This is a genomic window from Flavobacterium sp. RNTU_13, assembly GCF_046614455.1.
Classification (GTDB): Bacteria; Bacteroidota; Bacteroidia; order Flavobacteriales; family Flavobacteriaceae; genus Flavobacterium.
Map to the genome: position 1 here is coordinate 1,082,613 of NZ_JBKJHB010000001.1, position 13,636 is coordinate 1,096,248.

Genomic DNA, 13,636 nt, shown 5'->3' on the forward strand with positions numbered 1-13,636 from the left:
GGCAGGGTACCCATCTATAAGATGAAAACATAAATCAATGCTTCGGTGAAAAGCCATCTTCACTTAGTTCGCGGTGCTCATAATCAGCTACCATTTCTGCGGCGTAGTCTGTTTTCTCCTTTTTAGAGAAACGACGGATAAGGCCATCAAAAATAGAATACACTACCGGAACTATAATAAGTGTAAGGAACAGGGAACTTATAAGACCACCAATGATTACCCATGCAAGTCCGTTATTCATTTCCGCGGCACCACCTTTGGCAAGTGCAATAGGAATCATACCGAAAACCATGGCTATAGTGGTCATAAGGATAGGACGAAGACGGGCATGGTTAGCCTGTACAAGCGCGTTAAACGTGCTTTCGCCCTGTTCTTTACGATGGTTGGTAAAGTCTACAAGTAGGATGGCGTTTTTACACACCAAACCAATAAGCATAATAATACCTAATATGGTAAATATATTAAGCGAGTTGTTTGTTAATGCAAGTGCCAGTAGCGCCCCGATAAACGACAGCGGTACAGAGAACAGTACCACAAACGGATACACAAAACTGTCGTACAGCGCTACCATAACAAGGTATACCAAGATAATCGCGGCAAGCAAGGCTATACCCAGCGTACCAAAACCTTCGCTCTGGTTTTCCTCATCACCACCCCATACGTAGCCAATGCCTTGTTTTTTCTCAAGTTTTTCAAGTTTTACCTTTAGGTCTGCTACAACACTACCTACCGGCCTACCTACACTTTGGCCTTGTACCGTTACAGATGTACTCTTGTCACGGCGTTCCAGCAAGCTGGGGCCTGATCCTTCGCTAATGGCGGCAAACTGGCTCAGTTTTACTTCCTGGTTAGCGTTGTTAATAAACGTTATGTTGCGTACATCGTCTATGTTCATGCGGTTGTACTCGCCGTAGCGAATGTTAATGTCGTACTCGTATTGGCCGGCGCGGAATTTACCATCGGTATTGCCGTTAAAGGCCGTTTGCATGGTTAAACCTACCGTTTGCAGGTCTAAGCCCAGGGCAGCCATTTTATCGCGGTCTACTTTTACGTCAATCTCCGGCGAACCTGCCTCTGAAGTCAGTTTCACTTCCGATGCTCCCGGTATCTTGCGCAGCTCGTTTGCCGCTTTCTGAGCAAATTCGTAAGCACTATCAAAATCGTTTCCGGTTATAGTAAGTGCTATAGGCGCTTCGTCTGCACCTCCAAGTATACTTACCGGTACGGTTTTTATCTTGGCACCTATAAGTACTTTTTGCAGTTCCAGCTTGGTTTTAGCGGCATATACAAACGAGTTGTCTGTACGCTGCTCTGCATCTACCAGGGTTACCGTGATTTCGCCTTTATAAGCCGTACTTTGCGCTCCGCCAAATCCTTCACTGGTTTGGCCCACGGTAGTAATAATACTCTTAATCTCCTTCTTTTTCTGAAGGAAATCCTCAGCCTTAAGCAGCATAAGGTTAGTGCTTTCCAGCGATGCATCTTTAGGAAGCTCTATCTGAACCATGAACTGGCCCCTGTCCAGCTTGGCAAAGAACTCACCACCCACGTATTTGCCTGTAATAAATATGGCACCAAAGAATAAACCTATGGCTACAAGTAAGCTGGCAATTTTAGTACCGCGGCTTTTAAGCGCCCATTTAAGGATACCGGTTACCCAGTGGGTAAAGTTATCCAGCCCTTTTTCGAACCCAAGGATTATTTTACCGAAGATGTTTTTACCGGTAATGTGCTCCAGTTTACCAAAGCGTGATGAAAGCCATGGTATAAGCGTAAATGATGACAGTAGCGACAGTAATGTAGCAATAACCACCACCACACAGAATTGTGTAATAATGTTACTTACAAGCCCCGTACTCATAGCTATAGGAAGGAACACCACCACAATAACCAGGGTAATGGCCGATACCGTAAAGCCAATTTCGGCAGTACCGTCAAACGCGGCGCGAACGCGGTTTTTACCCATTTCCATATGGCGGTAAATGTTTTCCAGTACCACAATGGCGTCGTCTACAAGAATACCTACCACCAGCGATAGGCCCAGTAAGCTCATAAGGTTAAGGGTATACCCCATAACAAACATACCTATGAAGGTAGCAATAAGCGATGCCGGTATAGACACCATTACAATAAGCGCGTTCCTAAGCGAGTGCAGGAAGAACAACATTACAAATGCTACCAGGAAAATAGCTATAAACAAGTCATGTATAACCGCTTCGGCAGCTACCAGGGTAAACTCAGAGGTGTCGTTTGCTACCTGTAGTTTAAGCCCCTGCTTAACATAATCTGTTTCGATTTTTGAGATGATTTTTTTAACGTCCTCGCTCACCTGTACCGCGTTAGCGTCGGTTTGCTTGGTTATTTGAATGGCAATTGCGCTTTTGCCGTTTACGCGGGCTATTTTTTCGGCCTCCTTTTGGCTGTCCTGCACATCGGCTACCTGTCCTAAACGTATTTGTACTCCGTTTTTGCTCGATATAACAAGGTTACGCATTTCCTCCACGCTGCGGTACTTACCCGAAAGGCGCACAAGCATACTGTTTTCACGCGTTTTTACGCTACCCGTAGGGAAATCCAGGTTACTGCCCAGCACAGTTTGCTGTACTTGCGGTATGCTAAGGCCAAAGCCTTTTAGTTTGTCTTCGTCCAGGTTTACCTGTATCTCACGCTCTTCGCCACCCACCAGGGTTACCTGCGCTACACCGTTTACACGGCTAAGTATGGGCTCTATTTTTTTGTCCAGAAGGTCGTAGAACGCCACCTCATCCAGTTTACTGGTTGCACCTAGTGTTACTACAGGCAGGTCGCTCAGTGAGAATTTTACCAGCGAGGGAGGATCAGCATCTTCCGGTAAGTCCTTTGCAATAGCGTTAATCTTACGCTGGGCATCGTTAAGGGAGTAATCGGCATTGGCTTCAGGCTGCAGCGTTACCATTACTACCGAAAGGCTTTCGTACGATTTTGATTCTACTTTTTTAACCAATTCTAAAGACGACACCGCATCTTCAATCTTCTTGGTAACGGTATTTTCTATTTCGCCCGGCGATGCACCAGGGTACACCGTGCTAATGGTAATAACGTTTGTTTCAAACTTAGGGATAAGCTCGTAGCTAAGGCTACTGTAGCTGTAAAGCCCACCCAAAGTAAGTATGGTAAACAACACTATAATAAGTGTTGGCCGTTTTATGGATATTTCTGCTATTTTCATTTTTATGTTTCAGGTTTAAAGTTTAAAGTTTCAGGTTACACAGCCTGTCCTTCAACACCCCCATAGTTCCCCTTTTTTTACGACAATTCGCTATTTTCCCCTTTCGGGGTAAGGGGCTTGTGGCTTTACTTAATAACTTCTACTTTGCTACCGTCGGTAAGGTTAATTTGTCCGCTGGTAACTACCACATCGCCTGCGGTAAGGCCTTGCAGCACTTCTACCGTTTCGCCAAAAATGCGTCCTGCCACCACCTTGGTAAGTTTAGCGGCACCCTCTTTAACCACAAATACCTGGTTGTTACCCACACCGCCCACAAATGCAGTACGCGGTACAGTAAGTACTTCGGCCTGTTTTGCTGAGGTACCAAAGGTTACACTACCATACATACCCGCCTTAAGCTCGTTGTTAGGGTTGTTAGCTATGGTAATTTCTACCGGGAAGTTAAGCGAAGCATCACCCTTAGGGGCAATAAACGTTACCTTACCATTAAAGGTTTTATCCGGGTATACGCTTGCCGATACCTTTACAGGCGCACCCACTTTAAGAGTAGCTACCTGGCTTTCCGGTACGTTTACTTTAAGCTTTAATGAGCTTACATCTACTAGTTCAAACAACACAGTACCCGGAGATACCACGCTGCCCGGTTCTATGTTACGCGCGTTTACAATACCGTTAATGCTGCTCTTTACGCTGGTGTCGCCCAGGTTTACGCGGGTTTGGTCATACTGCGCCTTAGCATTGGCCAAAGCCACTTTGGCGTTGTCTACCTGTTGTTTTGTAACACCGCCTGTAGCAAAGGCGCTTTCGTAGCGTTGTACATCGGCTTTGGCATTGTCATAGGCTGCCTTAGCGCTTTGTAGCATTATGCTTAGCTGTTCGCCTTTTATGGTGGCAAGCACCTGGCCTTTGTGTACACGGTCACCCTCGTCTACCAAAACCTTAAGCACACGGCCACTGTTTTCGGCAGGGAAGTTAAGCTGTTGCGCCGCCTCAAAGGTACCGTTTGCCTTATAAGCAAGGTCTGGCACGCCCTGTGTAGCGGTAGCCGTACGTACAGATACACTGCTGTTTTGCTGTGCTACTACTGCGGTTTCGGCATCGTTCTTTTCTTTGTTTTTATTTAGTATTAAATATCCGCCACCTATTACAGCTGCGATTACTACTATGTATATTACTTTTTTCATGGTTGTTACTTTTTAAGGGTTTCCAGTTCGCCTTTAGCCTTAATAAGCTGTACTTCGGCAAGTTTATAATCTAATAAAGCAGACGTATAATTGTTTTGTGCTTGTATGTACGAGTTTTCAGAATCTAATAAATCGGTGAGTGTGGCGAGCCCCTGCTTATAGTTGTTTTGAGTGTTTTCTAAAACTTCTTTGGCAAGCTTTGCATTTTCCTTTTGCAGGTCTATGGTGCTAAGGCTGTTCTGAATCTGTACTTTGGCATTTTGGTAGGCAAGGTCAAGGCTAAGCTTGGTATCCTTAATGTCCTCTTCGTTCTTTTTAAGCTCTATATCGGCCTGCCTTACTTTGGCACGGGTACCAAAACCCGTAAATATAGGCACGTGCAGGTTAAGGCTTATGCTGCTAAAATCACTCCAGTATACGTTATCGGCAGATTTTTTAAACCAGGGCATTTCCGGCCCCTGGCCTATATAGTTGTACCCTGCAGTAACCGAAAGGCTGGGGTAGTATGCTGCTTCCTGCGCTTTTTTGTTATAGTAATACAGCTGTTTTTGTTTTTGCAGCAACTGGTATTCGGCGCGGTTTGTTACATCCGGAGCTTCCTCTATAGCCAGTGGCTTTATGTTCATGTCTGTATCAGGCAGGGTAATAGGCGTATCTATAGGCATGCCCATGTAAAACTTCAGCGCGTTTTCCTGTAGCTCTACCGCATTTTTTAGCTGCGTGCGCTGGGTTTCTATATTGCGCAGGTTTACATTCATACGGTCCAGGTCTATTTTACGGGCAAGCCCGGCATCAAACTGGCCTTTAATAATGTTGCGCGTTTTTTCGGTATTCGCGTAGGTTTCGTTCAGCGTTTTCAGGTTTTCGCGCTGCACGTATACCTGGTAGTAGTTAGTGGCAACACGCTCTATAACCTGCTGCTCTGTAAGCTGGGCATTTACCTGGTAAAATTCGCGGGTGCTTTTTGCGGCCTTAAGTCCGGTAAACACACTTTGGTCAAAAATTTTCTGCGTAAGGCTTATCCCTGCCGTAGAATTCCATTTTTGTCCCAGTGGTGCCAGTATTACAGACCCTACCGGCCCGCCAAATACCTGCCCCGGTAATGCGCTTAACTGCAGGATAGGGTTGTAGGTAAGGCCACCGTTAGCCGAAATATTTGGCAGCGCCTGCGAGCGCACCTCTTGTATTTTGTACTCGCTGTTCTCCACATCCAGCTTTGCCTTAGCGGCATCGGCTTTGTTCTGGAGGGCGTAGTTAATGGCATCCTTTAGCGTTATGGTTTGCGCGGCAGGCCTGTTTTGCCCGCGCAGCCCCACAGCTGCCGAAAGTACCATTAAAAGGGCAAGGAGCCCCTTACGGGTGATTAAACTGTTCATTTTTTGTTGATATTTAGATTTAAAAGGGTGTTACAATTCGTCTTTGTTTATAAAAAGCATATCCAGTATTATTTGCTTGCGTTCTTCCAGCAGGCGGTCGTAGCTTTCCTGGCTAAAGCCCATGGTTTCCTGCAGCAGCGGCCTCATAGAAACCGGGAACGAGGTAAGCGAAATAAAGTTGAGTAAAAACTGCTCCGGCCTCATCTTGGCTATGTTGCCCTTATCCATTTCTATGGCTATTTGCAGGTAAAACTTATCCAGCATGCGGTTCATGGTTTCAGGGTCTTTGTACACGCAGCCCTGGTTCATTTGGGTAACCATATATATTTCAAGGTACGGGTAGTCTTTGCTTTGTTCCAGCATTATATCCAGGTACTGGGCTATTTTATCGCGCAGGGGCATATCGGCAAATACTATCATCTCAGTACGTTCGTGCTCTTTTGCCTGGGCTTCTTCAAACACTATATTAAACAGGTTATCGCGCGAGCGGAAATAATAATTTATAAGCGTGCGGTTTACACCGGCTGCATCGGCTATTTCCTGCGTGGTGGCATTAAACCTGCCTTCGCCAAAAAATATTTTCTTGGCGGTATCTTTTATCAGCTGTTCAGTATCAACTGCTACGGCTATCTCTTCGGTTCTTTTAGCTGACATTTTAGTTTAACTTTATTGTTTGACAATTTTGTCAATGCAAATGTATAACATTGCATCATTTTACAAAAATTAAAATTTTGTTAAGAATTTTCGTCCGTTTCCTGTAGGTGTTGGTGTAACAATACAAGGCCTTTTTCTGTGCCTATGGCGCGCAGGTGGTATTCCAGGTACTGCGTATGCAGTGTGTGGATGTTAAACTTATCCTCCGGAAAAATATTAGGGTCTTTAGTACCGGTAACCCCTGCAAAGTAAATGCGGGTAATAAATTCTAAATCCAACTCCGGGCGGTACAAGCCCATGTCTATGCCGCGTTTAAGGTTATCCATAACGCTATCGTGCATTTTACAAAACTGGTCTTGTTTTATCTTCTGCGAAATTTCAGGGTAAAACTTTTGCAATTGAAAAATAGGTAGCTGATACTTGCCTTCCAAGGTTTTACGCAGGTAGCTGCGTATGGCAAAAAGTTCTTCAACAGGGTTAAACTGACCCTGGCACAGGTTGTCTATTTCGTCCTTTATTTCCTGCAGCATATGTTTTGCCACCGCTTCTATAAGTTCGTTGCGGTTAGAAAAATGCTGGTAAATGGTTTTTTTACTTATGCTCATTTCCTGGGCAATATCGTCTAGCGTTACGCCCCTGAAGCCGAGCTTCATGTACATTTCCATTGCTTTTTCCTGTATGGCCTCTTTCATTGTTAGGATAAAATTACAGTGCAAATATATAAAGGAAACTTTTAAAACAAAAAAAGTTTCCAAAGTTTTTACAAATTTGTCAAAGGTTATCGTTTTCGTGGCGTATTTCCTGCTAATTGCAGCGGATTAAAACTTGGTTAAACACGCAATTTTGATGTTAAACGGACTTTAGGCCAAGGCATTTTAACCATTGTGCGCAAAAAACCGTTTGGCACAACCGCAATAAAAACTTACCTTTATCAAAAAAAAACAATTAATGCACCCTATAGCATATTACCAGCAGGTAGTGGCCGACTACTTTGCCCAGACTGCCGTAACTAAAGAACCAAAAAACCTATACGATCCTGTAAACTATATATTGTCGCTTGGCGGCAAACGCATACGCCCCGTGCTTACCCTTATGACGGCTGAGGTGTTTAACGCCGACTGCCGTGCCGCGCTTCCGGCTGCGGTGGCTGTAGAGGTGTTTCATAACTTTAGCCTGGTGCACGATGATATTATGGACGATGCCCCGCTGCGCCGCGGTAACCAAACCGTGCACGAAAAGTGGGACACCAACACCGCCATACTTAGTGGCGATGCCATGCTTATACTGGCCTATCAGCATTTTGAACAATACGAGCCGGCTACCTTTAGGGAGTTGGCAAAGCTGTTTAGCAAAACCGCCCTTGAGGTGTGCGAAGGCCAGCAGTGGGACGTAGACTTTGAAACCCGTAACGATGTTACTGAGCCGGAGTACCTTAAAATGATAGAGTATAAAACCGCCGTGCTGGTGGGTGCCGCCATGAAAATGGGTGCCATAGTAGCGGGTACTACTGCAGAAAATGCTAACCTTATTTACGATTTTGGCCGTTACCTGGGTATTGCGTTTCAGTTGCAGGACGATTACCTGGATGCCTTTGGCGATCCGCTTACCTTTGGCAAGCAGGTAGGGGGCGATATTATAGAGAACAAAAAAACATACCTGTACCTTAAGGCGCTTAAGCAGGCCAATGCCTACGACCGCGAACGCCTGCTGCAATGGTTTGCCGCCCAGCCCGAAGACCCGGCAGCCAAGGTAGAGGATGTAAAAAATATATTTACTGCCAGCCGTGCCGATGCGGTTACTAAAGAGGCCATAGAGGAGTATACCCTTAAAGCCTTTGATACGCTGGATAAAATGGATATAGCCGATGATAAAAAGGCGCTGCTGCGTGCCTTTGGCCAAAACCTTATGAAACGTACGGTGTGATTAACGCGGCAGCAACACATACCACCCCCGGTGTAAAGCCCGTGCAGCTGTGGCAGGCATGGCTGTTTCCGGTATTTGTGTGGGTGTCGTTAGGGCTTGATTCACCGTATTTCAGGGCGCATTATTTTGAGGGCAGGCCGCTTACCACCGTGCTTGCATTGCTCTATGTAGCGTTTATCTACAAAACCGCCGACGCGTACCTGCGCAGGCTGGTACTGGTTATTGTGCCGCTTACGTATGTAGGCGAACTCATTTTTTGTAAGCTGCTGCACATGTACGATTATGCGGGTGAGGCCATTCCGCTGTATGTGCCGGTGGGCCATGCCCTGGTGTACGCATCGGGGTTTATATTTGCCCACACCGCCTGGGCCATGCGGCATGATGCTGCCCTGAAACTGTTTTTCAAAATCTTCTTTATACTTCTTTTTGCGTTCAGCGCCCTGGTACTGCACGATTATTTTACGCTGCTTTTTGGTGGGTTATTCTTTTTGGTGCTCCGCAGGAAACGCTACGAAAACTTGTATTGTTTTGTGGCACTGAGCGTAATTTTTACCGAAGTTTCGGGGGTTATGCTAAACTGCTGGAACTGGCGCGGTACCATGCTTTGGGTTATACCATCGGGTAATCCGCCTATGGGTGCCGTATTTATTTATGCCGGGGGCGATGTGCTGCTGGCAAAAATTGTTGATATTTGGCAAAAGAAACGCAACCAAAAAACGTTAACCATACAGTAATGTATATTGCACCCGAAACCACCGACCTCCTGCTGAGCCAGGCCCAGAAAGAACAGCTGTACATAAAACTTATAGAGCAGCTTAATAAAGACTTTGCCCTGGCTAATGAACCGGTGGAGTTTGCCGGGGGTACATCGCCCTTTGAGCTGAAAATGGCGGTGCAGGACAAAATATTCAGGCTGATACACCATAAGTTTGCCGAATATCTTAACCTGCTCTACATTATAGACGTACCCGAACACGAGGTAAAAGCCCTTAACGGCGGCGATATTACCGAACTTGCCGAACAGGTTACCTTCCTTATCCTGAAAAGGGAATGGCAAAAGGTATGGTTCAGGAACCGGTATTAGTTTTTGTGGTTATGCGTGGATTTGTGGATGCGTTAATTGGGGAGTCCTGTTCCATAGCGCGGATTTGTAATCGTGCTTTACTTTTTTAACTGTGAATAGATTGAAAATCCAAAAGGTTTTGTAAAGACGTCTTGGTGGAATATATACATCTACAAAGAATAATGTGTAGATTAGAAATCAGCGCAATTCGTTTATCTATATTTAATAAGTAAAAATTATTATTTTTACTTATTAAATAGATTTTTGTTATTTTTGTAGTAAATGAAATGTGATGACTAAAACTATGCAAAAATTAATTGATGATATTACATGTATAATGCTTCAAGTAGAAAATATGAAAAGCTCTGATTATCTTGAGGTATATAAAATGTATAAGGATGTGTATGTTCGCTATGAGAACTTAGATGAGTCTGAATTTGCGGATTATAGATTTTATAATATACACTTGAGAAATATATCTCCTAAATATTCAGTAATATATGATCTTGACTTTGAAATGCTGCTAAGTGGTCATCCTGATTTTATTAATGACGGGTTCCCACAGGTGATTATTTCTCTTATCGGACTGCGAGATTCGGTCTATTCGATTGCTACAAATCAACAATGATGTATCAGTGGTTTTTATTAATTCGTTTACGGTAATATATTTTTAAATTGTTTATCTGAGGCATATCATCGAATGACCCCATCCCAAAATACCCCTATTAAAAATACACCCTTACAAAAGGCATCAGCGCATCGCCATAAATAAAATCGTTTTTATTGTACAGCACGTTGTACCTAAAGCCTATGGTGCCGCGGTCTATGCTATAGCCCACGCCCACAAAAAGTGCGGTGTTCCAAAAATCACGGGTAGTGTTATAGGTAGTAATGCCGGGCGGATAGATGCCCAGGTCGTTAATGTCAAACTTTTGGTTTACCCGCAGCTGCTGCAATTCGGCAGAGAGCTGAATGGCCGGCACGGGGTTTACCAGTACCACTGCCGATCCTCCGTAGAGCATGTTTTTGTACCAGTTGCGCTGGTAGGTGTAGCTAAATTGTAACGAGGGTCCCAGCGCCAGGTAGTCGTTTATGTGGTAAATAGCCCCGGGAGATACGTTTACATCGGTATAGCCGCTGCCAAAACCCACACCTAAACCGCCTCCAAATTGTACTTTTTTTAAAAAATCGTTCTCTTGTGCACCGGCACTGCCAAAAAATAAAAATAATGTAAGGGCAGATGTTAATTTTGTTAAAAAAATGATAAAGCTTTTAGGCATTTCGGGCGTAGTATATAATTACTGACCATAAATATATAAAAATCGTTGAAAGATTATTATAAATAGTGTACTTTTGCGTAAATTTTTTATAACCCACCGTCACAAAGACATAAGTATGGACAGGTTTTCCTTTTTAAATGCAGCGCATACTGCATTTTTTGCTGATTTATACGATCAATATATTGAGAACCCCGATAGCGTGGAGCCTTCTTGGAGGGCTTTTTTCCAGGGGTTTGACTTTGCTGCTTCTGATTACGGAAGCGGCGCTACCGAAGAGGTGGCATATACCGCCCCTGCACAGCACAGTGCCCCGGCCCAGGCCGCTGCCCCTGCTGCTGATTATTCCGGAATCCCAGAAAAACTACAAAAAGAATTTAAGGTACTAAACCTTATAGAGGGCTACCGTACCCGCGGCCACCTGTTTACCAAAACAAACCCGGTGCGCGAACGCCGTACGTTTACCCCTACGCTGGATCTTGAAAACTTCGGGCTTACCAGTGCCGATCTTGATACGGTGTTTGACGCTGCTAAAGAGGTGGGGCTTCAGCCAAGTAAACTGCGCGATATTGTAGACTACCTGCAAAAAATATACTGCGGCCACATAGGTATAGAGTATATGTACATCCGCGATCCTGAGGTGCGTAAATGGATACAGGAAAAACTGGCTGTAAACAGCAACCAGCCTGCCTTTAACGCAGACCAGAAGAAGCGTATTCTTGAAAAACTAAATGAGGCGGTTTCGTTTGAAAACTTCCTTCATACAAAATATGTAGGCCAAAAACGTTTCTCGCTAGAGGGTGGCGAAACGCTTATCCCTGCACTTGATTTCCTTATAGAGGCCGCTGCAGATAAAGGTGTAGAGCAGTTTGTTATGGGTATGGCACACCGTGGCCGCCTTAACGTACTGGCTAATGTTTTTGGTAAAAAAACAGCCGATATCTTTAGCGAATTTGATGGTAAAGATTACGACGACGATGCCCTTTTTGATGGCGACGTAAAATACCACCTTGGCCTTACTGCCGATAAAACTACCCAAAGCGGTAAAAACATAAACGTAAACCTGGCACCAAACCCAAGCCACCTTGAAACCGTAGGTGCGGTTATAGAAGGTATAGCGCGCGCTAAGCAAGACAGGCACTATGCCGATGATTTTAGCAAGGTGCTTCCTATTGCACTACATGGCGATGCTGCCGTGGCAGGGCAGGGCATTGTGTACGAAATTGTACAAATGGCTAAGCTAGATGGTTACAAAACGGGCGGTACAATTCACGTAGTTATAAACAACCAGGTAGGTTTTACTACTAACTATCTTGATGCGCGTTCGTCTACCTACTGTACAGATGTGGCTAAGGTAACCCTGTCACCAGTACTGCACGTAAATGCCGATGATGCCGAGGCAGTGGTACATGCTACGCTTTTTGCCTTAGAATACCGCATGCAGTTTGGAACCGACGTATTCATAGACCTTCTTGGTTACCGTAAATACGGACATAACGAGGGCGATGAGCCACGCTTTACGCAGCCTAAGCTGTACAAGCTTATTGCCAAGCACAAAAACCCGCGCGACCTGTATGCCGAAGTGCTTATAAACGCCGGTGTTATTGGGGCGGACTTTGTAAGTGGCCTTGAAAAAGAATACAAAGACAATCTTGAAGAAAACCTTGAGGCTTCGCGTAAGCGCGACCTTACCGTTATAACGCCGTTCATGCAAAATGAATGGGAAGGATACAACCAGGCCGACGAGCAGAAAATGCTTGAAAAAGCCGATACTTCTTTCGATAAGGATAAACTTACCGAAATTGCCAAAACCATTACAGAGCTTCCGGCAGATAAGAAGTTTATCAGCAAAATACAAAAGCTGATTAACGACCGTAAAACCATGTATTTTGAAACCGATAAGCTGGACTGGGCTATGGGCGAACTACTTGCCTACGGTTCATTACTTACCGAAGGTTTTGATGTACGCATAAGCGGACAGGATGTAGAAAGGGGTACCTTCTCTCACCGTCATGCTGTGGTAAAAGCCGAAGAAAGCGAAGAAAAAGTGGTACTGCTTAACCAGCTGAAAGACCAGAATGGTAAATTCTACATTTACAACTCACTGCTTTCAGAATATGGTGTGCTTGGTTTTGAATACGGTTATGCCCTTGCCAGCCCTAAAACGCTTAACATTTGGGAAGCGCAGTTTGGCGACTTTGGTAACGGTGCGCAGATTATGATAGACCAGTACATTAGTGCAGCCGAAGATAAATGGAACAATCAAAACGGCGTGGTGCTGCTACTGCCTCACGGCTACGAAGGCCAGGGTGCAGAGCACAGTAGTGCCCGTATGGAGCGTTTCCTTCAGCTTTGTGCTAACCACAATATGTATGTAGCCGATGTTACTACTCCGGCTAACTTCTTCCACCTTTTAAGGAGGCAGCTTAAGACAGATTTCCGCAAGCCGCTTGTGGTGTTTACACCTAAGAGTTTGCTGCGCCACCCATCTGTAGTGTCTTCTGCAAACGAGCTGGCTACAGGCAGCTTCCAGGAGGTGCTGGATGACCCTATTGCAGATCCTAAAAAGGTAAAATCACTGGTGTTCTGTACCGGTAAGTTCTACTACGACCTTGTGGCAGAGCGCGAAAAACTGGGCAGGGACGATGTGGCCTTTGTACGTATAGAGCAGCTGTTCCCGCTGCCGGTAGAGCAAATCAAGGCCGTTATTGCCAAATATAAAAAGGCAGACGACTACGTATGGGCTCAGGAAGAACCGCGTAACATGGGTGCTTATGGCTATATGCTTATGAACTTTAACGAAGTGAAGTTCCGCGTAGCATCGCTTAAGGCGTACAGTGCGCCTGCGGCAGGTAGCTCGGCACGTGCCAAAAAGCGTCATGCGGCAGCTATAGCAATGGTGTTCGACAAGAACCTATTTAATTAATACGTACATTTGATTTTCAGAATAA

At 45.0% G+C, this 13,636-nt stretch carries 11 protein-coding genes; 5 read left to right on the forward strand and 6 right to left on the reverse strand.

Annotated features, from left to right (window positions below; all coding sequences use genetic code 11):
- Window positions 1-34: 34 nt before the first annotated feature.
- From ACLI08_RS04925 to ACLI08_RS04945, 5 genes are all read right to left on the reverse strand, one after another.
- Window positions 35-3,208: an efflux RND transporter permease subunit gene (locus ACLI08_RS04925; RefSeq protein WP_411427344.1), complete on the reverse strand. Its 3,174-nt coding sequence runs from the start codon at window positions 3,206-3,208 to the stop codon at window positions 35-37.
- A gap of 125 nt (window positions 3,209-3,333) precedes the next feature.
- Window positions 3,334-4,392: an efflux RND transporter periplasmic adaptor subunit gene (locus ACLI08_RS04930; protein ID WP_411427345.1), complete on the reverse strand. Its 1,059-nt coding sequence runs from the start codon at window positions 4,390-4,392 to the stop codon at window positions 3,334-3,336.
- Window positions 4,393-4,397: 5 nt separating this feature from the next.
- Window positions 4,398-5,726, reverse strand: coding sequence for a TolC family protein (locus ACLI08_RS04935; protein WP_411427380.1), 1,329 nt, complete (start codon window positions 5,724-5,726; stop codon window positions 4,398-4,400).
- 72 nt (window positions 5,727-5,798) lie between these two features.
- On the reverse strand, window positions 5,799-6,422 hold the full coding sequence (locus tag ACLI08_RS04940) for a TetR/AcrR family transcriptional regulator (protein ID WP_411427346.1): 624 nt from the start codon (window positions 6,420-6,422) through the stop codon (window positions 5,799-5,801).
- Window positions 6,423-6,502: 80 nt separating this feature from the next.
- On the reverse strand, window positions 6,503-7,114 hold the full coding sequence (locus ACLI08_RS04945) for a TetR/AcrR family transcriptional regulator (RefSeq protein ID WP_411427347.1): 612 nt from the start codon (window positions 7,112-7,114) through the stop codon (window positions 6,503-6,505).
- 256 nt (window positions 7,115-7,370) lie between these two features.
- On the opposite strand from ACLI08_RS04945, the gene ACLI08_RS04950 reads away from it, so the two are divergent.
- The 4 genes from ACLI08_RS04950 (at window position 7,371) to ACLI08_RS04965 (ending at window position 10,036) form a co-directional block, all read left to right on the forward strand.
- A complete protein-coding gene (locus tag ACLI08_RS04950) occupies window positions 7,371-8,345 on the forward strand; it encodes a polyprenyl synthetase family protein (protein ID WP_411427348.1) in 975 nt (324 codons plus the stop codon).
- Window positions 8,342-9,079, forward strand: a complete 738-nt coding sequence (locus ACLI08_RS04955) for a hypothetical protein (RefSeq protein WP_411427349.1) — start codon at window positions 8,342-8,344, stop codon at window positions 9,077-9,079. Before ACLI08_RS04950 ends, ACLI08_RS04955 begins: the two co-directional genes overlap by 4 nt.
- Entirely contained in the window at window positions 9,079-9,429 is a 351-nt protein-coding gene (locus ACLI08_RS04960; protein ID WP_411427350.1) for a hypothetical protein, read from the forward strand. Before ACLI08_RS04955 ends, ACLI08_RS04960 begins: the two co-directional genes overlap by 1 nt.
- A gap of 283 nt (window positions 9,430-9,712) precedes the next feature.
- A complete protein-coding gene (locus tag ACLI08_RS04965; protein ID WP_411427351.1) occupies window positions 9,713-10,036 on the forward strand; it encodes a hypothetical protein in 324 nt (107 codons plus the stop codon).
- Window positions 10,037-10,133: 97 nt separating this feature from the next.
- On the opposite strand, the gene ACLI08_RS04970 is transcribed toward ACLI08_RS04965, so the two are convergent.
- The gene (locus ACLI08_RS04970) at window positions 10,134-10,688 is read right to left on the reverse strand and encodes a hypothetical protein (protein ID WP_411427352.1); all 555 of its coding nucleotides are present in this window, start codon (window positions 10,686-10,688) and stop codon (window positions 10,134-10,136) included.
- 115 nt (window positions 10,689-10,803) lie between these two features.
- On the opposite strand from ACLI08_RS04970, the gene ACLI08_RS04975 reads away from it, so the two are divergent.
- Window positions 10,804-13,611 carry a 2-oxoglutarate dehydrogenase E1 component gene (locus ACLI08_RS04975; RefSeq protein ID WP_411427353.1) on the forward strand — a complete coding sequence of 936 codons (2,808 nt, stop codon included), beginning with the start codon at window positions 10,804-10,806 and terminating at the stop codon, window positions 13,609-13,611.
- The last annotated feature ends 25 nt before the right edge of the window (window positions 13,612-13,636 follow it).